Raw genomic sequence first — 25,488 nt, 5'->3', positions numbered from 1 at the left:
GACCAACCGAAGCATCAAACGCTCCCCTCACGCGACCATTCAGAGCCTAGCAGGCCACTAGAACATTTCAAGAACAAAAAGCCGCCGTCTGGACGGCGGCGGCTTCTGCTTCAGCAATCTGGTCGGAGATCAGGGCCGGGCGGCCTTGCAGGACGGGTTATAGGCCCAGTTGCGGTCCAGCCCGGCGACGCACCAATCGACGCCCTGGTTGGTGCCGGCAAAGCCGCCATCCTCGATGATCGAATAGTGCACCTTGCGCACTTTGCCGTCGCTCAACACCGCGTCTCCCGAGCAATAGCGGCGCGGAATGTTGTCGGACTGCCAGGGGCGGAACGCGGTTTCGTGGATCCGGCTGAAGCCGGTGATCACGAGCGGCGAATTCCAGAAGGTGGCTTCTTTCTCATGGAATTGATCGCTGATGGTCGCCAGGGCCCTCTCGCAGGGGGCCACATTGCCGTCATAGCGCGGTCCGGACAGCCAGAAATTCAATTCGAACGGATTGGCGGCCTGAGCCGTGCCCCCGAACGCCAGAAGGCCGACCACGAGCGCGGCGCCGAGGCCAAGCGTGTGGCTGAGTTTATTGGGGGAGTTGAACAGGTTGCACATGGGAATCCACCCGATGATCAGATGGGGCGGACGGTGCCGTGAAGCCCCGGCAAGGTCAAGTGCAGCGCGGCAACACCTGCGGAGAAGTCCACCTCCAGCAGTCGGCTCGTTCTTTCCATGGTCGCCGGCGCACTCTATGTTGGTCGCAAGCGAAATGGAGTCTGCGATGCGAAGGAAATTGGCCGCGTGCCTGGTTGCCGTTTGCGGGATGCTGGCCGTTGGTCCGGCGCGAGCCGACTGGATGCAGCCGGTGCCGCCGTTCAAGGGCAATGATACCGGCGGTATCATCGCCTATACGCTGGCGGCCCAGACCGACGCGCGGCAGCTCGCCGTCGATCACTGCGCTTCCTACGGCAAGGTGGTCAAGTTCCTTGCGATGCAGCGCTACCCGGGTGGCTACATCTCGTTCGCCTGCCGCTGGGTGCCCTACGGTTCGGCCCAGAGGCCGGTGCGCACGCTCTACTGAGCGCACTCCAGATCCTTCGATCGTTCAGCCGGGAGCTCACCGCATGACCCGACAGCTTGCCTTGCTTGGTTCTGCTGTTTGCCTTGTCCTGTCCACTGGTGCCGCGAGCGCCGTCGACCTGCCGATCCGCAAGGCCGGTCTGTGGGAGATGAAAATGGTGCGCACCGGCGGGCCGATGCCGGAAATCACCATGCAGCACTGCACCGACGAGACCACCGACAAGGAGATGAGCGCGGCGGCCTCGCCGATGGCCAAGGAAGTCTGCTCCAAGCAGGACATCCAGAAGACTGCGACCGGCTATGTCAGCGACAGCGTGTGCAGCGTCGCCGGCATGTCGATGAAGAGCCATGCCGAGATCGTCGGCGATTTCAATTCCGCCTACACGGTCAAGAGCACCTCGCACGCGGAAGGCGGCGCGGCCGGCTCCCGCGACACCACGATGACCATCGAGGCGAAATGGCTCGGCGTCTGCAAGAGCGACCAGAAGCCCGGTGACATCATCATGCCCGGTGGCATGAAGATGAACGTCAAGGATATGGAAAAGCTGAAGGGCCTCCTGCCCAAGCAGAAATAGGCGCAGCGCCTTCGCTTGCCGCCGCGCGCCCAGAGCACGCCCACTCATGTTTGAAAGGGCGTGACGTTTTGCACCACCATCATTGCAGCCAGCCCGCGCCAAGATTGCCAAGCGGCTTTGCGCTGCCTGTCATTGCGCGTGCGTTCGTGCGACCTGTCTTGCAATGATGTCGTTGGGCCGCGTGCGCCAACTCCGTCACGCCAGCGTATTCGCTTTACCACTGTCGCCGACGGTTGACGCCAGGCGCCGTCTCGGCGCACGGCGGTCGCCGGCCTCTCACCTTCAATAGATTGGATGTCGAACATGATGTCCGGTGTTGGTCGCGGCCACGCGCAATACACGACGGCATTGCAGGGCGACATCAACATCATTGAATGATCGCTGCGTGCCTCGCACGCGAGACTCGCTGAGAGAGCGAGGACGTGCAGCGAATTCCTCGCGCTGAAAAATTTGCTGCGACAACATGTCTTTTTGAATCGCTCCAGTGTTGCGCATCTTGAATCGTTCCAGTGTCGTGCATCGCGCGCTTCAATGGATTCTATTTTGCGTGTGTGGAGTCTCGCTCATCCCGCCGATAGAAGTCCGCCCCAATCGAGCCCACTCAATGACGAGCGCGCGGCTCGATCAAGATCAGCCTGGGGAAGTGTGGGGATTGCTTGGTGGGAATGGCTTCGTCGCAGAGCAAGCGCAGCTTGCTTGCATCAACGGCTGCGATCAACGCAGTGTTTCTCGGTTCGGTCATGCTTGTGTCGATGGATGCAAACGTCGCCAGCGCTCAGGCACAAACCAGCGCTCCGCAGAACAATGTCAGCGTGCTTCCAGCCGTAACCGTGGATGAACCTGGCGCTGCAAGGAAACGTAGCGCCGTCGCTTCAAGTCGGAACACCAGATCTTCGCGCACCACCGTGGTGAGCCGACGCCGTGCTGCTGCGGCGCCCGCTCAGACCCAGGCTCCGCGGTCGCAAGGCGCTGCCGGCACGATCGGTACGACGACCGGCTACGTTGCGACCGGCAGCACGGTCGGCACCAAGCGCGCTGATCGAGACGCCGCAGTCGCTTTCGGTCGTCACGCAAAAGGAGCTCAGGGATCGTAACGTTCAGACGCTCAAGGACGCCGTCAATTACACGCCCGGCGTCACGACCACGGCGTTCGGCTATGATCCCCGGTTCGATAGTTTCTATATCCGCGGCTTCGATGCGACCTATACGGGGATCTATCGCGACGGCCTGCGCCAGGGCGGCGGCAACTTCGCCATTCCCAAGATTGAGCCTTACGGTCTCGACAGCGTGTCGCTCCTGCGCGGCCCGGCCTCGGGCCTCTATGGCCTCGGCTCGCCGGGCGGCATCGTGGACGTCACCACCAAGCGGCCGCCGCTGACATCGTTCGGTGAGGTACAGCTGCAGGGTGGCACCTACGACCGTTACCAGGGCAGCTTTGACATTGGTGGTCCGGTGCCCGGCAGCGATCAGCTGTACTACCGGCTGACGGGTTTGCTCCGTGACGCGAAGACCTGGTATCCCGGCAACGACGACGATCGGACCTATATCGCGCCTGCGCTGACCTGGCGGCCGGACGTCGATACGTCCTTCACGATCCTCAGCGAATATCAAAGCAGCCGAACCGCCGCGAGCATCGGCAACTTCCGCACGCCCGACGGACAATTGACCAACATCTACTCGAATGATCCGGCCTTCAGTGCCATGGATCAGAAACAATATCGTATCGGCTACGCGTTCGAGCACAATGTCGACGACGTCTGGACGGTGCGGCAGAACTTCCGCTTCTATCAGGTCGACACCGACGCCAAATACACCCAGATCGATTCCATCGACAGCAGCACCAATCTCGCGTCGCGGTCCGCCTGGCGGATCCTGGATAGCTTCAATACCGTGACGCTCGACAACCAGGCCGAAGCCAAGTTCATGCTCGGCGCGATCAAGAACACGGCGCTGTTCGGCGTCGACTACGGCCACTCCTACTACAACGACAAGATCGGCTACGGGCCGGCTCCCGATCTCAATCTGCTGACGATGAATTACGGTGCCCAGGCGATCGCGTCGCCGGCATTCTCGATTTTTAACAAGCAGTCGACCGACGAGGTCGGGGTCTATGCGCAGGAGCAGGCCAGGCTCGGCGGCGTCATTCTGACGCTCAATGGGCGCCAGAGCTGGGTCTCGCAGACGACGACCGCAGGCCTGGACGGCGTGCCGTCAACGCAGAAGGCGGCCGCCTTCACGGGCCGCGCGGGCCTCGCTTACGTCTTCGACAATGGCGTTGCGCCTTATGTCAGCTACGCGACGGCATTCGCCCCGCAGGTCGGCGTCGACGCATCGGGTTCGCCGTTCAAGCCGACCACCGGCGAGCAGAAGGAGATCGGTATCAAGTACCAGATGCCGCAGCTGCCGGTGCTGTTGACCGCCGCGGTGTTCGACATCTCGCAGGACAATGTGCTGCGCACCGATCCGAGCAACATGGCGTTCCAGGCGGCAACCGGGCAGGTCGAATCGAAGGGCGTGGAGCTCGAGGCGAAGCTGGCGCTCAAGCAGGGATTTGATCTCACCGCCGCCTACACCCATCTCAACGTCGTGATCACGCAGGGCAATCCCGATACGACCGGCAATGAGCTCTCCGGCATTCCGAGGAACTCCTTCGCCGCCTTCGGCAAATACACGTTCCAGTCCGGCGTCCCCGTCGAAGGGCTCGGGCTCGGTCTCGGTGTCCGTTATATCGGGACCAACTTTGGCAACGACCAGAATACGTTCCAGAATGCGGCGAGAACGTTGTTCGATGCCGTGATCGACTACGATCTCGGCAAGCTGGATCGGCGATTGCTCGGAGCCACCATGCGCTTGAACGCGACCAATCTGTTCGACACGCATTACCAGACCTGCCAGTCCGGCTACTGCTATGCCGGCGAGCGGCGTCAGGTGATCGGCACCTTGTCTTACCGCTGGTAGCTACACCGGCACCCGCACCGCCGCGCGCAGGCCGCCCATCGGGCTTTCGCCGAGCATGATGTCGCCGCCATGCGAGCGGGCGATGTCGCGGGCGATCGCAAGTCCGAGGCCGCTGCCGCCTTCGTCCTGGTTGCGGGCGTCGTCGAGCCGCAGGAAGGGCTTGAACACTTCCTCGCGCATGGCGGCGGGGATGCCGGGCCCGTCGTCGTCGACCGTGATGTTGAGATAGCGGTGGTCGCGCTGGCCGGTGATCGAGATCGTGTTGGCGTGGCGCGCCGCGTTGGAGACGAGGTTGGCGAGGCAGCGCTTGAATGAGGCCGGTTTCACCGTGACGACGGGCAGGCCGTGGAACGCGACGGTCGCGGTGTGGCCGTGGCGTTCGGCGTCGCTGCGCAATTCCTCCAGCGCCATAGCCATGTCGGTCGGCTGCGCGACCTCGCCGGAATCGCCGCGCGCGAAGGCAAGGTAATCCTCCAGCATCATCGACATCTCGTCGACGTCCTTGCGCATCGCGTCGATCTCGGGGCCTTCGCCGATCAAGGCGAGTTCGAGCTTGAAGCGGGTCAGGATGGTACGCAAATCATGCGACACACCGGCGAGCATCGCGGTGCGCTGCTCGATCGAACGCTCGACGCGCGCCTTCATCTCGATGAAGGCCTGTGCCGCGCGCCGCACCTCGCGCGCGCCGCGCGGCCGGAAGTTCGGTGCCTCGCGGCCCTTGCCGAAGCTTTCGGCGGCATCGGCCAGTCTGAGGATCGGCTTGATCTGGTTGCGCAGGAACAGCACGGCGACGATCAGCAGGATCGACGAGGTGCCGACCATCCAGAAGATGAAGATCTCCGAGTTGGAGGCGTAGGCCGCGCTGCGCTGGGCGAAGATGCGCATCACGGAATCGTCGAGCTGGACGCGGATCTCGACCAGGTTGGACTTGCCGACGGTGTCGATCCAGAACGGGCGGCTGATCTGGCGGCCGAGCTGCACCGACAGGGTCTGGTCGAGCAGCGAGAAGAACGGCTTCGGCCCCGGCGGCGGCATGTCGCCGGCGGGCAGGAAGTCGACCACGAGCTGCAGCTTCTGGGCGATGCGGCGCAGCTGCGCGCGGTCCTTGTCCTGCGGATAGCTCTTGTAGACGTCGATCAGCGCCGCGATGTCGGAGACCACCGCGGCCGACAGGCGCCGCGTCACCGTGTTCCAGTGCCGCTCCATGAACACGAACGCGACCACGGTCTGCAGGATCACCATCGGCACGATCATGATTAGCAGCGCGCGCGCATAGAGGCCGGTCGGCATCCAGCTCTTGAACGCATTGCCCATCCAGCCGTTCGCCTTCGAGACGCGCTGCGAGGCGTTCTTGATCAGGGTCAGGCCGGTGTCGAGCGTGCTCATGGCTGCATCTTACGGCGAGGCGACCAGGCGATAGCCGATGCCGCGTACCGCCTGCAGGAACAGCGGATTGGCGGGATCGTGCTCGATCTTGCGGCGCAGGCGGTTGATCTGGACGTCGACCGCGCGCTCGTTGACGGTGCCGCCGCTGGTCAGTTCGCCGCGCGGCACGGTCTCGCCGGGTGCGCTTGCGAGGATACGCAGCATCTCCCGCTCGCGGTCGGTGAGATGGATGATCTCCTCACCCTGGCGCAGCTCGCTGCGTTCGATGTGGAAGATGTAGGGGCCGAACGCGATCTGCTCGACCACCGTGACTTGCGGCGGCGCGGTGCGCTTGAGGATATTGCCGATGCGCAGCACCAGCTCGCGCGGCTCGAACGGCTTGGCGACATAGTCGTCGGCGCCGATCTGCAGGCCCTCGATGCGGGCTTCCGCCTCATGGCGGGCGGTCAGCATGATGATCGGCACCGTCGAGGAGGTGCGGATGAAGCGAGCGAGGTCGAAGCCGTTCTCGCCGGGCATCATCACGTCGAGGATGAGCAGGTCGAAATGCAGCCCGAGCAGCTTGGCGCGCGCGTCGGTGGCGCTCATGGCCGTCGTGACGCGATAGCCTTCGCCGGAGAGAAAGCGCGACAACAGGTCACGAATGCGCCGGTCGTCGTCGACCAGCAGGAGATGCGGCGCATCGTCGGCCGGCTCGACCGGCGTGCGCACCAGGGTTGCAGCCTGCACCAGGTTCACTCCCTTGTTTTTCTGCCGCCGCCGAAGATCGCTTCGAGCACCTTGTCGGGATCGTCGCGGTCGATCATCGCGCGGAGGAATTGCCGAACCGTCTCGACGCCGGCCGGATCGATGCCGGCGATCGCGCGGTTGATGCGGTCGGTCTGCAGCCCTGCGAGCTTGGCGACCAGCGCCTCGCCCTTCGGCGTTGCGTAGAGCAGGCGCTGCCGGCGGTCGTTGTTGCCGGTCTTCTGCACGATGTAGCCTTCGTCCAGCAGCTGCTTGAGCACGCGTCCGAGCGACTGCTTGGTGATGCGCAGGACGTCGAGCAGGTCGGCCACCTTCAGGCCGGGATAGCGGGTGACAAAGTGGATGACGCGGTGGTGGGCGCGGCCGAAGCCGAACGCCTCCAGTTCCTGGTCGGCGTCGCCGACAAAGTCGCGGTAGGCGAAGAACAAGAGCTCGATGATGTCCCAGCGGAGGTCGCGGCCGCCCGCCGCAGGAGCGTGATCATCTCCCTGCGAATCGGGCTTGGCAGCCATGCCTGAGAAATTTATGTCAGTCATATTGACGTATCTTGGGTTCAATGTTACAAAACTGCCTGTCACGACGAAACATTAGGTCGTTTCGTCCCCGACAGCGTTTGAGGCGGCCTGAAAAAGCCTGTGAGGCGGTTTGGGCCGCAAATTGGACTACCGTGCGATTGTCGAGCGGCATTTCGGCAAACATACTGGACTTCAGCACTCCGCAAAAGCATGTCTGAACGGCATGTTGGCGATGGAAGCCGGCCGGGTTGCCGACGGTGGTGAAGTTCGCACCAGCCGAGCCGGGAGGCTCCGGGGAAACAGGCCGACGCCCGGTATGGCGCCGGTTCCGACAGCGGAAAGCAAGAAAAATGACTTTGAAATTCGACATCCAGCCTTCGCCGAATCCCACGTCCGACAAGGATCGCGCGGCGAAGCTCGTGGACCCGGGCTTCGGCCGCGTCTTTACCGACCACATGGCGATCGTCCGCTACAGCCAGGGCAAGGGGTGGCACAGCGCCCGCGTCGAGGCACGCGCGAATTTTCCGCTCGATCCGGCCGGCGCGGTGCTGCACTACGCCCAGGAGATTTTCGAAGGTCTCAAGGCCTACAGGCGCGACGATGGCGGTGTGAACCTGTTCCGTCCCGACGCCAATGCCCGGCGCTTCCACGATTCGGCCGAGCGCATGGCGATGGCGCCGCTGCCCGAAGAGGTGTTCATCGAGGCGGTCGAGCAGTTGGTGCGGATCGATCGCGCCTGGATCCCGGGCGGCGAGGGCAGCCTCTATCTGCGACCCTTCATGATCGCGAGCGAGGTCTTCCTCGGCGTGAAGCCATCGGCGGAATACATCTTCTCCGTCATCGCATCGCCGGTCGGCTCCTATTTCAAGGGCGGTCCCGCGCCGGTGTCGATCTGGGTGTCTGAGAATTACACGCGTGCCGCAATCGGCGGCACCGGCGCCGTCAAGTGCGGCGGCAACTATGCCGCAAGCCTGCGCGCGCAAGCGGAAGCGATCGAGCGCGGCTGCGACCAGGTCGTGTTCCTCGACGCTGTCGAGCGCCGCTACATCGAGGAACTCGGTGGCATGAACATCTTCTTCGCGTTCGACGACGGCTCGCTGCTGACGCCGCCGCTCGGCACCATCCTGCCCGGCATCACCCGCGACTCGATCATCGCGCTTGCCAAGGATACCGGCACGCGCGTGCGCGAGGAGCCCTACACGATCCAGCAGTGGCGTGCCGACGCCGCCAGCGGCAAGCTGAAGGAAGCCTTCGCCTGCGGCACCGCGGCCGTCATTTCGCCGATCGGCAAGGTGTGCTCGGCGAGCGGCGACTTCCAGATCAGCGGCGGCGTCGCCGGCCCGGTCGCGATGGGCCTGCGCAAGAAGCTGGTCGACATCCAGTACGGTCGCACCAACGACCCGCATAACTGGATCAGGAACGTCGCGTAAGTCAGGTACGCTCCATCGCTCGCTCTTGGAGGGTGGGGTGAGGGCCTTATCCGCACCGGGATGTTTGGAGAGTCCCCCTCACCCGGAATTCAAGCTTTGCTTGAATTCCGACCTCTCCCCGCAAGCGGGGCGAGGTAAGAAGGCGCCAGGCGCTTGCGGCACAGAGCCCTGCCTGATAACCCGGCCTTAAAGTCAATACTGACTTACAGCCGACGTATGACATGGCCGAGAAACCCAAAAAACCCCAGAAACTGAAGGCGCGCCTGCCGCGCGGGCTGGAAGATCGCGGCCCGGCCGCGATCAATGCCACGCGGGCGATGGTCGAGAAGATCCGCGCCGTGTACGAGCTCTACGGCTTCGAGCCGGTGGAGACGCCGGCGATGGAATATACCGACGCGCTCGGCAAATTCCTGCCCGACCAGGACCGGCCCAACGAGGGCGTGTTCTCGTTCCAGGACGATGACGAGCAGTGGATCTCGCTGCGCTACGACCTGACCGCGCCGCTGGCGCGCTATGTCGCGGAGAACTTCGACGCGCTGCCGAAGCCTTATCGGTCGTATCGGTTCGGCTATGTCTTCCGCAACGAGAAGCCCGGTCCCGGCCGCTTCCGTCAGTTCATGCAGTTCGATGCCGATACGGTCGGCTCGGCGACGCCGGCGGCCGACGCCGAGATTTGCATGATGGCGGCCGACACGATGGAAGCGCTCGGCGTTCCGCGCGGCTCCTATGTCGTGAAGGTGAACAACCGCAAGGTGCTCGACGGCGTGCTCGAGGCGATCGGTCTCGGCGGCGACGAGAATGCTGGGCGCAGGCTCACGGTGCTGCGCGCGATCGACAAGCTCGACAAGTTTCCCGCCGACGAGGTTCGCAAGCTCCTCGGTCCCGGGCGATGGGATGGCGGCGAAGAGGGCAAGGGCGACTTTACCAAGGGCGCCGAGCTGAGTCCGGCGGATGCCGATATCGTGCTGGCCGTCACGCAGAAGCGCGACGATTGGAAGGACGCCATCGCTGCAGCCGAGACCTACCTCGCCAAGAGTGAAGTCGGTCAAGCCGGTGTGAGCGAGCTCGAAGAGATCGCGAAACTGGTCGCGGCCTCCGGCTATGGCGCGGATCGCATCCGCATCGATCCCACCGTCGTCCGCGGCCTCGAATACTATACCGGCCCGGTCTACGAGGTTGAGCTGCTGCTCGACACCAAGGACGAGAAAGGCCGCCCGGTGCGGTTCGGCTCGGTCGGTGGCGGCGGCCGCTATGACGGGCTCGTGTCGCGCTTCCGCGGCGAGCCGGTGCCGGCCACCGGGTTCTCGATCGGCGTCTCGCGGCTGCAGGCCGCGCTGACGATGCTCGGCCAGCTCGACAAGCAGGCCGAATTCGGGCCCGTCGTCGTCACCGTGTTCGATCGCGACCGCGTTGCCGACTACCAGAAGATGGTTTCGCAGCTGCGCCAGGCCGGCATCCGTGCCGAGCTCTATCTCGGCAACCCGAAGAACATGGGCAACCAGCTCAAATATGCCGACCGCCGCAACTCGCCCTGCGTGATCATCCAGGGCTCGGATGAGAAGGCGCGCGGCGAGGTGCAGATCAAGGATTTGATCGAAGGCGCCAAGGCGGCGGCCGCGATCGCGTCCAATCAGGAATGGCGCGAAACACGTCCGGCGCAGTTCTCTTGCTCCGAGGCCGATCTGGTCGCCAAGGTCCGCGAGGTGCTCGCGCGGCACGACGTGAACTGGGGATAGCTGGTTTGTCCTGTGCAGGCTTGACCCGCGCATCCATCTTCAAAAAGATGGCGCGCCAGCCAGACCGGCAAACGACCGGTTTGCGCGTCAACAACAACCAGGGAGTTATTCAGATGCCCGAGATCACTGTCAGCATGGCCGCCGGCCGCACCGACGAGCAGAAGGCCGGCATGATGCGCGACATCACCCAGGCGCTGGTGAAGAACCTTGGCGTCGATGCCGATGCCGTCGTGATCCAGATCAACGAAGCGCCGCTGCATCACAAGATGAAGGGTGGCAAGACCTTCGTCGAGCGCGCCGCCGCCGCGAAGAAATAACTACATTCACTTCGTTGTGTCCCTGCCTTGTGCGCAATTGCGCACTGGAGCAGTGACCCATAACCACCAATGCTTGTTGTTGTGGTCGCTGGGGCTCCAGCTTTCGCAATAACCAGCTTTGGTGGTTATGGGTCCCGGCTCAAGGCCGGGACGACGGTCTTTTGAGGCGCTAATGGACGCACGCGACTTCATCAAGATCGGCATGAGCGCTGAACGCATGCTCGTGGTGCCGCCGGAGCGTACGGTCGGGCATTTCGTGCCCGGCATGCCGATGGTCTACGCGACGCCGATGATGATCCTCGAAATGGAGATGGCGTCGGGTGATGCCATCCGCGATGCGCTGCAGCCCGGCTGGGTCACGGTCGGTACCGAGGTCGATATCCGCCATCTCGCCGCCGCGCTTGTCGGCGCTACCGTACGGACCACCGCAAAAGTGATCGCGGTCGAGCGCCGCGTGATCCGCTTCGCGGTCGAGGCCTTTGAGGGCGCGCGCAAGCTCGGCGAAGGCCGTCACGCCCGCGGCCTGATCAATGTCGAGAGTTTCAACAAGCGGCTCGCCGGGACGTCGGGCCAAACGCCGTAGATAAAGTCTCTAGGCCGATCCGCGTATTCCGACGTCATCCTGAGGTGCGAGCGGAGCGAGCCTCGAAGGATGGGCCGCGGGCCGTGCACCCTTCGAGGCTCGCTCCGCGAGCACCTCAGGGTGACGGGATGACAGGTGATGGGTAGGCGAGGGACTACTTCGCCAATTCTTTCGAGCGTCGCGTCGCCGCAGCGATCGCGCGGGTCATCAGCGGCTGCATGCCGTCGCTCGCCATCAGAACCTCGAGCGCGGCCGCCGTGGTGCCGCCGGGCGAGGTGACATTCTGCCGCAGCGTCGCCGACGGCAGATCGGAGCGATGCAGCAACTCGCCGGAGCCGGCGACGGTTGCGCGCGCCAGCGTGGTCGCGAGCTGCTCGGGCAGGCCGGCCGCGACGCCGGCGCGGGCGAGCTCCTCGGCGAGCAGGAACACATAGGCCGGCCCTGAGCCGGAGACCGCGGTCACCGCGTCCATCAGGCCTTCATTGTCGACCCATTCGACCAGCCCGGTCGCTTTCAGCAGCGCATCGGTCATGGCGCGCTGCGCGGCGGTGACGCGCTTTGACGGCACCGCGACCGTGATGCCGCGGCCGATCGCCGCCGGCGTGTTCGGCATCGCGCGCACCACCGCGCCGCCGACCACCTCTTCCAGCGCTGACATCGTCGTGCCGGCCATGATCGAGACCACGAGTGTCGACGGGCCGACCAACAACCTCAGCGCGGCGCCGGCATCGCGGAACGATTGCGGCTTCACCGCGACGACAAGCGTGTCGACCGTGCCGAGATCTTTCGCCAGCGGATTGAGCCGCACGCCCTTCGCGGCAAGCGCGGAGATCTCGGGCGAAAGATGCGGATCGATCACCGCGACATGCTTGGGCGAGAGGCCCTGCGCGAGCCAGCCGGTCAGCATTGCGCCGCCCATCTTGCCCGCGCCCGCAAGCGCGATGGTGCCGGTCGTATTCGTCAATGCGCTGCTGGATGTGTTCACGGGTCGCTCCACAAACTCTGTGTCGTCCCGGCCTTGAGCCGGGACCCATAACCACAGGCGGTTCTAGTGAAGCGAGGGGCGGGCGACAAGCAGTATGCGCGACCACTGACGCCGCGGAGTATGGGTCCCTGCTTCCGCAGGGACGACGCTGAAGGTGTGGAAAGGCCGGGCGAAACCCTACGCCTCGCCCTCGGTATCGAACATCGCCGCGGCCATCGCCTCGGCGGTCGACTTGCCGGCCCACACCACGAACTGGAACGCCGGATAGTAGCGCTCGCAGGCGTGGATCGCGTTGACCACCATGGCCTCGCATTGTGCGGTGGAGGCGGTGAGGCCGCCGGGCAGCACCAGCGCCTGGCGATGCATCACCATGCCGGTGTGGGTCCACAGGTCGAAATGGCCGACCCACAATTGCTCGTTGATCGCGGCGACCAGCCGCTGCACCTCGGCGCGCCGCGCCTGCGGCATCTTCATGTCGAAGGCGCATGCAAGATGCAGCGCCTCGATCTCTCCCATCCAGGTGAAGGAGAGCTGATAATCGATCCAGTCTCCCTTGGAGACGATCGTCACCTCATCTTCGCCGGAACGCTCGAACGCCCAGTTGTTGTCAGTGGCGATATCCTCGACCACCGCAAGCGGGTTGTTCCGGGAATCGATAATGCTTTCGAGGAGGGACATGCCGTCTCGGACCTTGTTCTTATGATCGCTTGATACGCACACGGAAGCCGGCACTTGCGACATACTGCGTCGTGGCCGAGTGCAGTTCCTTGACCGGGCTTCCGGATGCCCTGGACCTGACGCCGATGAAGTGATGTGATTTGCGGAATCCGCGCAACCGCACGCCGAGTCCGTCCACAGCCAAAGCGCGCATCGTCCACAGCTGATCTCCGCCACACTTGTGATTTTGCGAACAAATCGGAATCTAGGCGTTCGCGTAACGATTTATTAACCATTTGCGGGCGCTTCGCCGCACGCGTGAATCAGCCTTTCGGGCGCTCACTTCTCTCTGCAAGGGCCGCAGCGCGCTCATGGGGACATGCCGTTTCCCCATGCCAAAGATGCTTGCCCAGCTGTCGCGGTTTGGTCATATTTCGCCTCAAGCACGTCCATCCCGGGCGTGCCGATGTTCTCAGGGCGGGGTGAAAATCCCCACCGGCGGTAAAGGGTGATGAGCCCAAGCCCGCGAGCGCCTTCTTCCGCGAAGCCGGAGGAAGGGTCAGCAGATTCGGTGCAATTCCGAAGCCGACGGTTACAGTCCGGATGAAAGAGAACGGTTGCGGCAGCCAACGCGATTTTCGCGTGGGCTTGTGTCGTTGTCCGTGTGCCCTGATTCTGGTCCTGAAAGAGGAAAGCCATGAATCAGATGTTGCAAGACCAAGACCTTCAAGCTTCTCAAGTCCAGACCTCCCAAGCAGAAAGCCTTCCCGATACGCCGGCTCGTCCGCCGGCGCCGGAGCATCCGCACTTCGCCAAGCCGCAGCGCGTTGCCTTCGTGCAGTCGTCCTGGCATCGCGATGTGGTGGAAGAGTGCCGCATCTCCTTCCTGAAGGAGATCGAGGCGCGCCACATCACCAATGTCGACGTGTTCGAGGTGCCGGGCTCGTTCGAGATCCCGCTGCACGCGCAACTGCTGGCGAAGACCCGCCGCTACACCGCGATCGTCGCGGCCGGGCTCGTCGTCGATGGCGGCATCTACCGCCACGAATTCGTCGCCGACACCGTGATCAAGGCGCTGATGGATGTGCAGTTGCGCACCGAGGTGCCGGTGTTCTCGGCGGTGCTGACGCCGCAGCAATTCCACGAGACCGAGGTGCATTACGACTTCTTCCGCAAGCACTTTGTGATCAAGGGGATCGAGGTCGCGGAGGCCTGCGCCAACACGCTGCTCAGCCTGGAACGCCTGCGCGGCCAGGTCGCGGCGGGAATACCTGGCTAGCGCGCATGATCCGGAAAAGTGCGAAGCGGTTTTCCGAAAAGATCATACGCAAATAGCGTCAATAGCTTAAGGCCCAACGCAAAAGCGATTCCGGCATGCGTGCCGGGATCGCTGTCGCAGCCAGCACGTTCGGTTATGCTTGCCGGCATAATCAGAACGCGCGGGAGGCGCCCATGACCGAACAACATTCTTCCGACTGGCTCGGCCTGTCGGGCAGCGTTGCCGTTGTCACCGGCGGAGGCGGCGGCATCGGCCGCGCCACCGCGGTCAGTTTCGCGCGCGCCGGCGCCAGGGTCGCCGCGCTCGATCGCGACGAGCGCGGGCTTGCGGAGACGAAGGCAAAGCTTCGCGAGTTCGGCGATGGTCATCTCGTCGCAAGCTGCGACACGACCAGCGAGGACAACGTCGCGGCTGCGGCCGATGCCGTCGCGCGAACGCTTGGCCCCAGCGACATCCTCGTCAACACCGCGGCGGTGCTGCGCCCCGGCGGGCTCGATACGCTGCCGCTCGCCGAATGGAACGCGGTGCTGGCGGTCAATCTCACCGGCTATTTCATCTGCGCGCAGGCGTTCGGCCGCCAGATGCGGCAAGGCCGGACGCGGCAGTCTCATCCACGTCGCCTCGATCGCCGCCAGCAATGCGCAGGGGCAGAGCGGCGCCTACAGCGTCAGCAAGGCCGCTGTCGTGATGCTCTCGCAGCAACTCGCCGCTGAATGGGGGCCGCACGGCATCCGCAGCAATGTGGTCAGCCCGGGCCTTGTCGTCACGCCGATGAGCCAGGCGTTCTACGACACGCCCGGGGTCACCGAGCGGCGCACCGCCGTCGTGCCGATGCGCCGGATCGGCGCGCCGCAGGACATGGCGGATGCGACCCTGTTCCTGGCGAGCGACCGCGCGTCATACGTCAATGGTGAGGAGATCATCGTCGACGGCGGCTATGCGCGGACGCTGATGAGCCACGTGCCGCGACCGGGGTTTTGAGTTGGTGGCCGCTGCCGCAAACTCGGTGTCGTCCCGGCCTTGAGCCGGGACGACACATTCAATCGAACAGGCTGGAGACCGACTCTTCCGCCGCGGTGCGGCCGATCGCTTCGGCAATCAGGCCGGCGATCGAGATCTGGCGGATGTTCGGCGCCTTGTTGACGGCTTCGGTCGGTAGGATCGAGTCGGTGATGACCAGTTCCTTCAGCCGCGACGAAGCAATGCGCGCGGCAGCGCCGCCGGACAGTACGCCGTGGGTGATGTAGGCCGAGACTTCCTTGGCGCCGTGCGCGATCAGCGCCTCGGCCGCGTTCACCAGCGTGCCGCCGGAGTCGACGATGTCGTCGACCAGGATGCAGTTGTAGCCGGCGACGTCGCCGATCACGTTCATCACCTCGGACTCACCGGGGCGCTCGCGGCGCTTGTCGACGATCGCAAGCGGGGTGTTGATGCGCTTGGCGAGGCCGCGGGCGCGCGCCACGCCGCCGACGTCGGGCGACACCACCATCACCTTGGCGAGATCGAACTTCTCTCTGATATCGCGCACCATCAGGGGCGCCGCGAACAGATTGTCGGTCGGGATGTCGAAGAAGCCCTGGATCTGGCCGGCGTGCAGGTCGAGCGTCATGACGCGATCGACGCCGGAGTGCGAGATCAGGTTGGCGACGAGCTTGGCCGAGATCGGCGTACGCGAGCCGGACCTGCGATCCTGCCTGGCGTAGCCGAAATAGGGCACCACCGCGGTGATGCGGCGCGCCGAGGAACGGCGCAGCGCGTCGGTGATGATCAAAAGCTCCATCAGATTGTCGTTGGCCGGATACGACGTCGACTGAATGATGAACATGTCCGAACCGCGGACGTTCTCCTGGATCTCGACGAAGATCTCCATGTCGGCGAAGCGCCGGACCACGGCCTTGGTCAGTTCGATGCCAAGTCCTTTGGCGATGTCCTGCGCCAGCGCAGGATTGGAGTTGCCGGCGACGAGCTTGATTGATCCGTTCTTTGCCGACATCGATGCTTCCCCCCGCGCCTTGCTGGATACGACGTTCAGCATCTCAAGTCCTTACAGAACCGGCGGGTTTTCGGTGCGCGAGGGAATATCAGGGAGGCGCCGCCGCTGGCAACCCATTAGGCGCTTCGGCCCACGTTTTCCTGGGCAAAAAAGCCTTTCCCCGGGAGATTCCGGGGGTTAGTTGGCGGAATAGCTGAGTGCCACGGTCTCGGGCGCGGCGAGGGCCGGGGCGCTGACCATCGCCGGCCCACGGAGCTCCGGTGCCGCGGCTGGCGCCGGGCTATCCGCCGGACCGCCATTGATCATGCTGGACAGGCCGCTGAGGCCGGCCTGGGCGATCTTGCGCAGCACCAGATCGTCGGCGGCGGCCCAGGCGTCGCGGCCGGCCTTGCCGGCGGGCTCTGTGCCGGACAGCCGGAGCGCCCGTTGCTGGCTGCTGTCGTAGACGTCCCACACCCACGCGATCATGGTGCGGCCGCGCACCACCTGCGCCGAGAGATAGCTGCGCACGCGATAGGCCGCGGTGCCCTGGCGCGACACGATCGACAGGCTGCGCAGCTTGGATTCGCTGTCGAGCACACCGACCATGCGGTCGAAGACCTGGGGCGGCGGACCGTCGATCGATTCGAATGCGACGGTGGCGCCGCCGCTCGCAGGCGTGGCCATTGCGTAGGAGTCGGCCACGTTGCCACCGGCCGCGCATCCGCCAAGCGCGCACGCAATCGCCAGCCATGTGGCTGCGATCGCGGCGCGCACGACTGTCCCAGTTTGAAACTGGTGGTTTGACGCTTCCCTCATTGCGTCCTGCGATATCGTTAAAACGGCTTAACGTCTAGGGCAGGACGGCCACAGCGCTTAACAGTCGACCGGTCAAGCGCCGCGGGGGGACAGGATCGAATTCCTCGTCAGTCAGTGAGATGATGCCGCATGGCATCGACGATCCAGGCCCATTCCCGGTTCGGGCTGCTGTCGGGCCGCTGCCCCCGCATGATAGCGACCAACTCCCAATAGCGTGCGGCGCGGTCGTCATGCTGGGCGTATTTGGCGCGAAGCCAGTTGCGGAAATCCAGGTCGGGCTGCCGGCCCATCAATCGGGCCGAGGCTTCCAGCCATTGTCGCGCGATCGCGCTGCCGGTGTCAGACGTTGGTTCGAGCCCGTCGTCGATCGCCTGCTTTGCCTCGCGCACAATGGCGTCGCTTGCAGCCTGGCAGGCCTCCATATCGAAGGCGTCGCGATCCCAGGCGTCGCTGGCGTTCGCGCGCATTTTGGCGATGAAGGAGGGATCGTTGAGGATCGACGACAGCTCGATCCAGGCATCGCATTGCTCGGGTGTCGGATCATCGGGCAGTTCGGGCACCGTCGTCTCGATCATCTGCCGGACCCATTTCCGGTCGATGTTGATGCCGTCGGACACTTTCTCGAAAAAACGTTCGACGACGTTGCGGCGCTCGGCGCGGGATAGCTGCGTCATGGTCAGGAATCTCCTCAGGTCTGCTTCGGTGAGTTGCGGTGAACGCAACGCAGCCCGCAGGGCCGAGGCGACGCGGCGCTGCGCCGCGATCTCCGCTTCCAGCGTTTCGAGGCGGAGCTTCAGCGCCTCGACCAGCGAGAGCTCCTTGGTCAGGACCTCACTGATCGCGTCGAGACCGAGCCCCGCATCGCGCAGGCAGCGGATCAGGTCGAGGCGAACCAGTTCGTCGTCGGTGAAGACGCGATAGCCGCTCGCGGTGCGGCCGGCCGGCGGCAGCAACCCCTGGTCCGAATAGAAGCGGAGCTTGCGGACGGAAATTCCGCTGAGCCGCGCCGCCTCGCCGATGCTGTAGGTGCGTTGTGTCATGCGCCGCTTGTCCGGTCTCCAGCAGGTGGAGAGTCAAGACGCTTGTCGCAAAAAAAACGCTAGAGGCGCCCGGCGTCAGCCTTCCAGCGCGATCGCGTGAACGTGCCGGCCGTAATCGGCTTCCTTGCGGTGCACGGAGCGGCGGTAGCTGAAGCAGCGCTCGTCGGAATAGGTGTCGATGCCGAGATCGTCGATCATCAGCACGCCGGCATTTTCCAGCCGCAGGCGGATGAAGCCGGCGAGATCGAACATTGCGTGGCCATCGCGTTCGGCGGGCATGAAGAACATGCCGTTCTCGGCATCGGCTTCGATGAAGCGTTCGATGAATTCGTTTCCGACTTCGTAGGATTCCTTGCGGATCAGCGGGCCGATGGCGGCGACGATGCCGCCGCGCTCGGCGCCGAGTTTCTCCATCGCATCGATGGTTGATTCCAGCACGCCGGTCAGCGCGCCCTTCCAGCCGGCATGCGCCGCGCCGATCACCCGCGCATGGGGATCGACGAACAGGATCGGCCCGCAGTCGGCCGTCGTGACCGAGATCGCCAAGCCCTCCGTGCGTGTGACGAGTGCGTCCGCCTTCGGGCGCACCGCGCCATTCCATGGTCCGGTGACGGCCACGACGTCGGGCGAGTGCACCTGGTGCACGCTGATCAGGTGGTCGGATGGCACGCCGAGCTGGTCGGCCATCCGCCGCCGGTTCTCCGCGACCTTGGCCGGATCGTCGTGCGAGCCGAGCCCGCCATTGAGGCCGGCATAGATACCCTCTGAGACGCCGCCCTCGCGCGAGAAGAAGGCATGGCGCAGGCCCGGAATGGCCGACAGCAGCGGTGATCCCAATGTCATTGTTCGGTCTCGTCAGGCTGATCGCTGAGGCCAGCGATCGAGGTGAGCCGCGGGTCGGAGATGGCCATGACCTTGAACATCGAGCCCATCCCGCCGCGTCCGGAATCGGTCAGGCGCTTCAGCGCGCCGGCAATGTCGGCGGAGACCTCGGGTGAGGCTTTCGCCATCAGTCCGGCGGCACGGGCCTCGACGCCGAGGCGCTTGAGGAAGTCGCCCTGCGTCGCCGGCCCGTGGACGCGCGCGCCGACATCCTCGGCGGCCTGCGCCAGGGCCTGGAAATCGACATGCGCCGTCACGTCGGCCTGTCCCGGGTTCTTCAGCGGGTCGGCGAAGCTGTGGCGCGCGATCGCCTGGAAGGTGTCGCCGGCGTCGCTGCGCAGATGGCCGTAATCGATGATCAGCGCGGCGCCGTCTTGGTCGCGCAGGCGCGTTGCGAGCTTCATGATCTCGCTGTCAGGCCGCCATTCGAACACCGCGCCGAGCGGGGCGGCGCGCGCCAGCGGCGGCAACAGCACCTCGAAGTGCGGTACAGGCTCGGGCGCGGGCGCGAAATACAGGTTGCCATTGGCATCCATCCCGACCGTGCGCTCGTGCCAGCCGGTCTCGCGGCGGACCATCTGGTGGATCGGCAGCACGTCGAAATATTCGTTGGCGAGAATCACCGCCGGTCCCTCCGGCACGTCGTCGATGCTGTCGTGCCAGGTGACGTTGCGCACGCCGGTCAGCGTGGCGTGCTGCTTCTCGCGCAGCACCGGATTGACCTCGACGAGGTGGATGCTGAGCGACTGGTAGAGCGGCGGCAGCACGCGCAGCGCACGCAGCGCGTCGGACATCATGGTGCCGCGGCCGGGCCCGAGCTCGATCAGGCGGAGCGTGTCCGGCGAGCCGATCGCGCGCCAGATCGAGGCGCTCCACAGCCCGAGCAGTTCGCCGAACATCTGGCTGACCTCGGGCGCCGTGGTGAAATCGCCCTCGCGGCCGAGCGGATCGCGCGACAGATAGTAGCCGTAGCGCGGATGCATCAGGCACAATTCCATGTAGCGCCAGACCGGCATCGGCCCGGACAGCTTGATCAGCTTCCTGATCTCATCCAGCAGTGGGGAGGGTTCGCTCACGGCCTTCCTTGGATTGCACTTGCTCTACGTTGAACTCGGCGCCGGCCCGTTCGCCCTGCGGCGAATGGCGGCCGTGATGATGATAGCGCCCACGATGATCATTGGCACCGACAGCAGCATGCCCATGGTTAAGCCGCCCCACAGGAATCCGAGCTGCGGATCGGGCTCCCTGAAATGCTCGCCGATGATCCGGGCAATGCCGTAGATCGCAATGAAGCTGCCGAGGATGAGGCCTGGCCGCTTGAGCGCGCCCATCCGGATCATGATCGCCAGCGCAGTGAACAGCACGATGCCCTCAAGGCCGGCCTCGTAGAGCTGGCTCGGATGGCGCGGCAGCGGTCCGCCATTGGGGAAGATCATGGCCCAGGGCAGGCTTGGATCGGCGTGACGGCCCCACAATTCGCTGTTGATGAAATTGGCGAGCCGGCCGAGGAACAGCCCGATCGGCGCGACCGCGGTGGTGATGTCGCCGAGCGACAGGATCGGGATGTTGTTGCGGCGGGCAAACAGCATCACTGCGGCGACGCAGCCGAGGAAGCCGCCGTGGAACGACATGCCGCCCTTCCACAATTCCAGGATCTCGGACGGGTGCGCGACGAAGAAGGGCAGGTTGTAGAACAGCACGTAGCCGGTGCGGCCGCCGACGATGATGCCGATGGTGACCCAGAGGATGAAATCGTCGAGCTGCGGCAGCGTGATCGGCGGCGGGCCGCCCCACAGCCGCTCCTTCTTGATCAGCGAGCGCGCATAGATCCAGCCCAGCACGATGCCGACGATATAGGCCAGCGCATACCAGCGGATCACGATCGGCCCGAGCGCGAGCGCGACGGGGTTGAATACCGGAAAGTCGATCAGCAGGAATGGCATCGTGTGTCTTGAGACTCAGCTCACGAGGTTGCGGCGGTAGAGCGCCAGCAGCCGTTCCCAATGGCGTTCGGCGGCGTCGCGGTCATAGACCGGACGCTTGGGGAACGCAAAGCCGTGATGGGTGCCGGGATAGATCTCGACCTCGTTGTTCGATCCCTTCATGCCGGCCTTCACCTGCTCGATGATTTCCTGTGGCGCGTAGATATCGGTCTCGGCGCAGGCGAAATAGAGTTCGGCCTTGGTCTTTTGCGCGGCAAGATGCGGGCTGTCGGGCTGATCGGTCGCCAGATGCGTGCCGTAGACCGACGCGGCGGCCTTGACGCGATCGCCGAAATGCGTCGCCGCGTTCACCGCATAGCGGCCGCTCATGCAATAGCCGACGGTGCCGATGATCTCGGTGTTGGCGGCCTTCTGCGTCTCGGCGTAGGCGAGCAGGCCCTTGGTGTCTTCCATGACCAGCGGGATGTTGAGCGACTGCATCAGCTGAAACATCCGTTTGCGCTCGGGCGATTCCGGATCGGGATTGATCGGGCCGAGCTCCATCACGCCGGCGCGGTAATACATGTTGGGCAGCATCACGTAGTAGCCTGACGTGCCGAGCCGGCGCGCCATGTCGCGCAGCTCCTCGCGGATCGCTGGCGCGTCCATATAGAAGATGACGACAGGGAAGGGGCCGCCGCGCTCGGGATGGGTGATGAAGGTGGTGGTCTTGCCGTCCTTGGTCGGGATCTCGACGGTCTGCTCGATCATGGCGTTTCTGCTCGCGTTATGTGTGCGATTTCTGTTGTGAGTTCATACGATTGCAAGGAAACCGGAGCATGACAAGGCAAGCTCCCGGGAGGTCTGCCATTCGCGGCGGACTTGAACCGGATGGCGGGGATCGCCATTGTCTTCTGGCGATTCAGTGAACGCGGAGAGTTTTGCCAGATGACCCAGACCAGCAACCGGTTTTTCGATGAGATCGGCCGTCTGATGAACGATGCCGCGGGCGCAGCCCAGGGCGTCAAGCGTGAGGTCGACACGGTCATGCGCAACCAGGCCGAACGGATCCTGCGCGACCTCGATGTGGTCAAGCGCGAGGAATTCGACGCGGTCAAGGATATGGCCCGCCTGGCGCGCGAGGAGAACGAGGCGCTGAAGGCGAGGATCGCCGCGCTGGAAGCCAAGCTCGGGGTAGGCGGAGTGACCTGATTCTTTACCCTCCCCTGGAGGGGGAGGGTCGGCTCACAATTGAGCGCAGCGAAATTTGAGCCGGGGTGGGGTGAAGGTCCCTCCACCCGAGTTCTGCTCGTATTGAGAGATCACCCCACCCCGGCCCGCATTCCGCTTCGCTGCATGCGGTCCGACCCTCCCCCTCCAGGGGAGGGTGGGAAAGCGAGGGTGAGAAAAATCCCTTCATTTCCTTGTCATTTCGGCCCTTTGGGGCTAAAAGCCCGCCACGTCCGCGGCCCCCGCACCCCTGGAGGCTTGCTGTGGACCTGAGCATGGGCCGCGCTGCGGCCTTTAACTTTTTAAATACAAGGACTTAACGCTATGGCGACCGTCAAGGAATTGAAGGCGACCGCGCGTCCGAAGAGCGGCAAGGGGGCCGCCCGGGCAGAGCGTCGCGCCGGGAGAGTTCCCGGAGTGATCTACGGAGACAACCAGCCCCCCGTCACCATCTCGGTCGACGATCGTGAACTGCGCCAGCGCATCCTGGCGGGCCGGTTCCTGACCACGATCTATGACATCGACCTCGAGGGCAAGAAGCACCGCGTGATTCCGCGCGACTTCCACCTCGACCCGGTGAAGGACTTCCCGCTCCATGTCGACTTCATGCGGCTCGGCGAAGGCGCGACCATCCGCGTCAGCGTGCCGCTGCACGTCGTCAACGCGGAAACCGCCCCCGGCATCAAGCGCGGCGGCACCGTGAACATCGTCACCCACGCGCTCGACCTCGAGTGCGCGGTCGACAACATTCCGCAATACATCGAAGTCGACGTCGGCAGCCTCGAGATCAGCTACTCGCTGCATCTCTCCGAGGTCACGTTGCCCAAGGGCGTGAAGTCGCTGACCCGCGAGGACGCGACGCTGGTCACCATCGTGCCGCCGTCCGGCTACGCCGAAGAGCAGAAGGCTGCAGCTGCGGCGGCTGCTGGTGGCGCTGCTCCGGCCGCGGGTGCTGCAGCTCCGGCCGCTGCGGCGGCTCCGGCTGCGGGTGCTGCGGCTCCGGCCGCGGGTGCCAAGGCTCCCGCCGGCGGTGGCGACAAGAAGAAGTAATCGATCAGGTCGGCGCGCGATCGTCTGATGGCGCGCCGACGTGGGATGCCGCGCCATGCGCCTTTTTGTCGGTCTCGGTAATCCTGGCGCGAAATACGCCAGCAACCGGCACAATATCGGTTTTCTGGCGGTCGACGAGATTGCACGGCGTCATGGTTTCGCACCATGGCGCCGTCGCTTTCAGGGCGAGACCTCCGAAGGCGTGGTCGATCGTGAGAAGGTCGTGCTGTTGAAGCCGACCACTTACATGAACGAGTCCGGGCGCGCGGTGCAGGAAGCGGCGAACTTCTTCAAGCTCGCCCCCGCCGACATCACCGTGTTCCACGACGAGCTCGAACTGCCGCCCGCCAAGGTGCGGGTCAAGATCGGCGGCGGGATCGCCGGCCATAACGGCCTGCGCTCGATCTCCGCGCATATCGGCAACGAATATCGGCGGGTGCGGCTCGGGATCGGTCATCCCGGCGTCAAGGAGTTCGTGCACAGCCACGTGCTGTCGGACTTCGCCAAGAGCGACCGGGCGTGGGTGGAGGCCTTGTGTCAGGCCGTCGCCGACAATGCCGGCCTGCTGGCTGCGGGACATGACGCCTCGTTCGCCAACAAGGTGCATCTGACGATGCAGGCCAAGGGATTTTTCGACAACAAGGACGAGGGGCCGAACTAGACCCCCGTCAGCGCTGGGCTCGACCCGGCGATCCATTTTTCCAAGTGGGTGGATACGCGGGTCAAGCCCGCGTATGACGACCTCAGTCAATTCAACCGCGCAGCGTGAGCGCGCGAGAGATCGGGACAAACATGGGATTCAAATGCGGGATCGTCGGGCTGCCGAACGTCGGCAAGTCGACGCTGTTCAATGCGCTGACCGAGACGGCGGCCGCCCAGGCGGCGAACTATCCGTTCTGCACCATCGAGCCGAATGTCGGTGAGGTGGCGGTGCCCGATCCGCGGCTGGAGAAGCTCGCAGCGGTCGCGAAATCCGCCCAGATCATCCCGACCCGGCTGACCTTCGTCGATATCGCAGGCCTGGTGCGCGGCGCGTCGCAGGGCGAAGGCCTCGGCAACCAGTTCCTCGCCAACATCCGCGAGGTCGACGCGATCGCCCATGTGGTGCGCTGCTTCGAGGACTCCGACATCACCCATGTCGAAGGCAAGATCGCGCCGCTCGCCGACATCGAGACCATCGAGACCGAGCTGATGCTGTCCGACCTCGACAGCCTCGAGAAGCGCGTCGACAACCTCTCGAAGAAGGCCAAGGGCAACGACAAGGAAGCCAAGGAGCAGCTCGAGCTCGTCAACCGCGCGCTGGTGCTGCTGCGCGACGGCAAGCCGGCGCGTGCGCTCGAGCGCAAGCCGGAAGAGGAGCGCGCCTTCCGCATGCTCGGGCTCCTGACCTCGAAGCCCGTGCTCTACGTCTGCAACGTCGAGGAAGGCTCGGCCAAGGACGGCAACAATTTCTCCAAGGCGGTGTTCGAGCAAGCCAAGAAGGAAGGCGCGGTCGCGGTGGTGATCTCGGCCAAGATCGAATCCGAGATCGCGACGCTGTCGCGCGCCGAGCGCGCCGAGTTCCTGGAGACGCTGGGCCTCGAAGAGGCCGGGCTCGATCGGCTGATCCGCGCCGGCTACCAGCTGCTCGACCTCATCACCTATTTCACGGTCGGCCCGAAGGAAGCGCGCGCCTGGACGATCGACCGCGGCACCAAGGCGCCTGCCGCCGCCGGCGTGATCCATACCGATTTCGAGAAGGGCTTCATCCGCGCCGAGACCATCGCGTATGAGGATTACATCGCCGGCAACGGCGAAGCCGGCGCGCGCGACGCCGGCAAGCTGCGGCTCGAAGGCAAGGACTACGTCGTCGCCGACGGCGACGTCATGCACTTCCGCTTCAATACCTGAGCGCGCTGTTCAGCCGTGCGCGCGGCGGCAGCGAATTAAGCACCGCTATATCCCCACGTCGTCCCGGCTTTCGCCGGGACGACACTGAATATGCGGTAACGCTCCCGACTCCATCGTGAGCGGGCGAGGTGAAGCGACCCTGATAGGAGTTGCTTCCAGCTCACCGGTCCGCGCGGCCGATCACATCCATCAGCTCGGCGATCTTGCGCCGCTGGTCGGCCTTGTCGCCGGACGAGATCGCATGCTCGACGCAATGGGCGACATGATCGCGCAGGACCTCTTCCTCGACGCGGCGTAGCGCCGCGCGCGCGGCCGCGATCTGCGTCACCACGTCGATGCAATAGCGGTCTTCCTCGACCATGGCGGCCAACCCGCGGATCTGACCCTCGATCCGTTTGAGCCGTTTTAAGCAGGATGTCTTGACCTCGTCTCTCATAGGTCTCA

At 64.6% G+C, this 25,488-nt stretch carries 29 protein-coding genes and 1 riboswitch; of the genes, 14 read left to right on the top strand and 15 right to left on the bottom strand.

From position 1 onward, the window contains the following. Nucleotides 1-129: 129 nt before the first annotated feature. Nucleotides 130-606, bottom strand: coding sequence for a hypothetical protein (locus tag HU230_RS25845; protein WP_176529290.1), 477 nt, complete (start codon nucleotides 604-606; stop codon nucleotides 130-132). A 166-nt stretch (nucleotides 607-772) separates the two neighbouring features. Here HU230_RS25845 and HU230_RS25840 point away from each other — a divergent pair, with 166 nt between their 5' ends. Then, nucleotides 773-1,072 carry a hypothetical protein gene (locus HU230_RS25840; RefSeq protein ID WP_176529291.1) on the top strand — a complete coding sequence of 100 codons (300 nt, stop codon included), beginning with the start codon at nucleotides 773-775 and terminating at the stop codon, nucleotides 1,070-1,072. 43 nt (nucleotides 1,073-1,115) lie between these two features. Continuing rightward, a complete protein-coding gene (locus HU230_RS25835) occupies nucleotides 1,116-1,646 on the top strand; it encodes a DUF3617 domain-containing protein (RefSeq protein WP_176529292.1) in 531 nt (176 codons plus the stop codon). Nucleotides 1,647-1,928: 282 nt separating this feature from the next. Here the strand turns inward: HU230_RS25835 and HU230_RS25830 are convergent, their stop codons facing one another. Further along, nucleotides 1,929-2,141, bottom strand: a complete 213-nt coding sequence (locus HU230_RS25830) for a hypothetical protein (protein WP_224943564.1) — start codon at nucleotides 2,139-2,141, stop codon at nucleotides 1,929-1,931. 507 nt (nucleotides 2,142-2,648) lie between these two features. Here HU230_RS25830 and HU230_RS25825 point away from each other — a divergent pair. Next, nucleotides 2,649-4,604: a TonB-dependent siderophore receptor gene (locus HU230_RS25825; protein WP_224943561.1), complete on the top strand. Its 1,956-nt coding sequence runs from the start codon at nucleotides 2,649-2,651 to the stop codon at nucleotides 4,602-4,604. On the opposite strand, the gene HU230_RS25820 is transcribed toward HU230_RS25825, so the two are convergent. Genes HU230_RS25820 through HU230_RS25810 form a run of 3 tightly spaced genes read right to left on the bottom strand, consistent with a single transcriptional unit; the run spans nucleotide 4,605 to nucleotide 7,273 of the window. After that, the gene (locus HU230_RS25820; protein ID WP_176529293.1) at nucleotides 4,605-5,990 is read right to left on the bottom strand and encodes an ATP-binding protein; all 1,386 of its coding nucleotides are present in this window, start codon (nucleotides 5,988-5,990) and stop codon (nucleotides 4,605-4,607) included. A gap of 9 nt (nucleotides 5,991-5,999) precedes the next feature. Continuing rightward, entirely contained in the window at nucleotides 6,000-6,722 is a 723-nt protein-coding gene (locus HU230_RS25815) for a response regulator (RefSeq protein WP_171948219.1), read from the bottom strand. A gap of 2 nt (nucleotides 6,723-6,724) precedes the next feature. After that, nucleotides 6,725-7,273 carry a MarR family winged helix-turn-helix transcriptional regulator gene (locus tag HU230_RS25810; protein ID WP_092124108.1) on the bottom strand — a complete coding sequence of 183 codons (549 nt, stop codon included), beginning with the start codon at nucleotides 7,271-7,273 and terminating at the stop codon, nucleotides 6,725-6,727. 329 nt (nucleotides 7,274-7,602) lie between these two features. Between HU230_RS25810 and HU230_RS25805 the strand changes: the two genes are divergently transcribed. The 4 genes from HU230_RS25805 to HU230_RS25790 all read left to right on the top strand — a co-directional run bounded on the left by HU230_RS25805 (nucleotide 7,603) and on the right by HU230_RS25790 (nucleotide 11,318). Further along, a complete protein-coding gene (locus HU230_RS25805; protein ID WP_176529294.1) occupies nucleotides 7,603-8,682 on the top strand; it encodes a branched-chain amino acid aminotransferase in 1,080 nt (359 codons plus the stop codon). A gap of 221 nt (nucleotides 8,683-8,903) precedes the next feature. Further along, the gene (gene hisS, locus HU230_RS25800; protein WP_176529295.1) at nucleotides 8,904-10,418 is read left to right on the top strand and encodes a histidine--tRNA ligase; all 1,515 of its coding nucleotides are present in this window, start codon (nucleotides 8,904-8,906) and stop codon (nucleotides 10,416-10,418) included. A 113-nt stretch (nucleotides 10,419-10,531) separates the two neighbouring features. Next, entirely contained in the window at nucleotides 10,532-10,735 is a 204-nt protein-coding gene (locus tag HU230_RS25795) for a tautomerase family protein (RefSeq protein WP_044538952.1), read from the top strand. 172 nt (nucleotides 10,736-10,907) lie between these two features. Beyond that, a complete protein-coding gene (locus tag HU230_RS25790; protein ID WP_176529296.1) occupies nucleotides 10,908-11,318 on the top strand; it encodes a thioesterase family protein in 411 nt (136 codons plus the stop codon). Nucleotides 11,319-11,472: 154 nt separating this feature from the next. On the opposite strand, the gene proC is transcribed toward HU230_RS25790, so the two are convergent. Further along, nucleotides 11,473-12,303, bottom strand: coding sequence for a pyrroline-5-carboxylate reductase (proC, locus tag HU230_RS25785; RefSeq protein ID WP_176529297.1), 831 nt, complete (start codon nucleotides 12,301-12,303; stop codon nucleotides 11,473-11,475). Between the two features lie 177 nt (nucleotides 12,304-12,480). Continuing rightward, a complete protein-coding gene (locus HU230_RS25780) occupies nucleotides 12,481-12,981 on the bottom strand; it encodes a type III secretion system chaperone family protein (protein WP_016844492.1) in 501 nt (166 codons plus the stop codon). Between the two features lie 443 nt (nucleotides 12,982-13,424). After that, a riboswitch (FMN riboswitch) is annotated at nucleotides 13,425-13,579 on the top strand. A 78-nt stretch (nucleotides 13,580-13,657) separates the two neighbouring features. Here HU230_RS25780 and HU230_RS25775 point away from each other — a divergent pair. From HU230_RS25775 to HU230_RS25765, 3 genes are all read left to right on the top strand, one after another. Next, nucleotides 13,658-14,239 (top strand): 6,7-dimethyl-8-ribityllumazine synthase, encoded by a 582-nt coding sequence (locus tag HU230_RS25775; RefSeq protein WP_173638518.1) that lies wholly within the window; start codon nucleotides 13,658-13,660, stop codon nucleotides 14,237-14,239. A 173-nt stretch (nucleotides 14,240-14,412) separates the two neighbouring features. Continuing rightward, nucleotides 14,413-14,952 carry an SDR family NAD(P)-dependent oxidoreductase gene (locus HU230_RS25770; RefSeq protein WP_234633838.1) on the top strand — a complete coding sequence of 180 codons (540 nt, stop codon included), beginning with the start codon at nucleotides 14,413-14,415 and terminating at the stop codon, nucleotides 14,950-14,952. After that, nucleotides 14,849-15,220: an SDR family NAD(P)-dependent oxidoreductase gene (locus HU230_RS25765; RefSeq protein ID WP_234633893.1), complete on the top strand. Its 372-nt coding sequence runs from the start codon at nucleotides 14,849-14,851 to the stop codon at nucleotides 15,218-15,220. Before HU230_RS25770 ends, HU230_RS25765 begins: the two co-directional genes overlap by 104 nt. 58 nt (nucleotides 15,221-15,278) lie before the next feature. Here HU230_RS25765 and HU230_RS25760 read toward each other — a convergent pair whose 3' ends face one another. The 7 genes from HU230_RS25760 to HU230_RS25730 all read right to left on the bottom strand — a co-directional run bounded on the left by HU230_RS25760 (nucleotide 15,279) and on the right by HU230_RS25730 (nucleotide 21,645). Beyond that, on the bottom strand, nucleotides 15,279-16,232 hold the full coding sequence (locus HU230_RS25760) for a ribose-phosphate pyrophosphokinase (RefSeq protein ID WP_171948021.1): 954 nt from the start codon (nucleotides 16,230-16,232) through the stop codon (nucleotides 15,279-15,281). A 177-nt stretch (nucleotides 16,233-16,409) separates the two neighbouring features. After that, complete coding sequence (locus HU230_RS25755) at nucleotides 16,410-17,030, bottom strand: hypothetical protein (protein ID WP_176529298.1); 621 nt, start codon at nucleotides 17,028-17,030, stop codon at nucleotides 16,410-16,412. A gap of 107 nt (nucleotides 17,031-17,137) precedes the next feature. Continuing rightward, on the bottom strand, nucleotides 17,138-18,070 hold the full coding sequence (locus HU230_RS25750; protein ID WP_176529299.1) for a MerR family transcriptional regulator: 933 nt from the start codon (nucleotides 18,068-18,070) through the stop codon (nucleotides 17,138-17,140). A 75-nt stretch (nucleotides 18,071-18,145) separates the two neighbouring features. Continuing rightward, nucleotides 18,146-18,913, bottom strand: a complete 768-nt coding sequence (gene pgeF / locus HU230_RS25745; protein WP_176529300.1) for a peptidoglycan editing factor PgeF — start codon at nucleotides 18,911-18,913, stop codon at nucleotides 18,146-18,148. Continuing rightward, nucleotides 18,910-19,968 carry a class I SAM-dependent methyltransferase gene (locus HU230_RS25740; RefSeq protein WP_176534862.1) on the bottom strand — a complete coding sequence of 353 codons (1,059 nt, stop codon included), beginning with the start codon at nucleotides 19,966-19,968 and terminating at the stop codon, nucleotides 18,910-18,912. The genes pgeF and HU230_RS25740 overlap by 4 nt, the downstream gene beginning before the upstream one ends. A gap of 84 nt (nucleotides 19,969-20,052) precedes the next feature. Beyond that, complete coding sequence (lgt, locus tag HU230_RS25735; protein WP_176529301.1) at nucleotides 20,053-20,895, bottom strand: prolipoprotein diacylglyceryl transferase; 843 nt, start codon at nucleotides 20,893-20,895, stop codon at nucleotides 20,053-20,055. A 15-nt stretch (nucleotides 20,896-20,910) separates the two neighbouring features. Continuing rightward, entirely contained in the window at nucleotides 20,911-21,645 is a 735-nt protein-coding gene (locus tag HU230_RS25730) for a dienelactone hydrolase family protein (protein WP_176529302.1), read from the bottom strand. Between the two features lie 177 nt (nucleotides 21,646-21,822). Between HU230_RS25730 and HU230_RS25725 the strand changes: the two genes are divergently transcribed. The 4 genes from HU230_RS25725 to ychF all read left to right on the top strand — a co-directional run bounded on the left by HU230_RS25725 (nucleotide 21,823) and on the right by ychF (nucleotide 25,044). After that, nucleotides 21,823-22,086, top strand: coding sequence for an accessory factor UbiK family protein (locus HU230_RS25725; protein WP_176534863.1), 264 nt, complete (start codon nucleotides 21,823-21,825; stop codon nucleotides 22,084-22,086). A 342-nt stretch (nucleotides 22,087-22,428) separates the two neighbouring features. After that, the gene (locus HU230_RS25720; RefSeq protein WP_176529303.1) at nucleotides 22,429-23,154 is read left to right on the top strand and encodes a 50S ribosomal protein L25/general stress protein Ctc; all 726 of its coding nucleotides are present in this window, start codon (nucleotides 22,429-22,431) and stop codon (nucleotides 23,152-23,154) included. A gap of 55 nt (nucleotides 23,155-23,209) precedes the next feature. Beyond that, entirely contained in the window at nucleotides 23,210-23,815 is a 606-nt protein-coding gene (pth, locus tag HU230_RS25715; protein WP_176529304.1) for an aminoacyl-tRNA hydrolase, read from the top strand. Between the two features lie 131 nt (nucleotides 23,816-23,946). Then, the gene (gene ychF, locus HU230_RS25710; RefSeq protein WP_176529305.1) at nucleotides 23,947-25,044 is read left to right on the top strand and encodes a redox-regulated ATPase YchF; all 1,098 of its coding nucleotides are present in this window, start codon (nucleotides 23,947-23,949) and stop codon (nucleotides 25,042-25,044) included. Between the two features lie 160 nt (nucleotides 25,045-25,204). Here ychF and HU230_RS25705 read toward each other — a convergent pair whose 3' ends face one another. Further along, nucleotides 25,205-25,480 carry a metal-sensitive transcriptional regulator gene (locus HU230_RS25705; protein WP_092124125.1) on the bottom strand — a complete coding sequence of 92 codons (276 nt, stop codon included), beginning with the start codon at nucleotides 25,478-25,480 and terminating at the stop codon, nucleotides 25,205-25,207. Nucleotides 25,481-25,488: the final 8 nt, after the last annotated feature.

The sequence above is a fragment of the Bradyrhizobium quebecense genome (assembly GCF_013373795.3).
Taxonomy (GTDB): domain Bacteria; phylum Pseudomonadota; class Alphaproteobacteria; order Rhizobiales; family Xanthobacteraceae; genus Bradyrhizobium; species Bradyrhizobium quebecense.
This window is presented reverse-complemented; position numbering and strand designations above follow the sequence as displayed.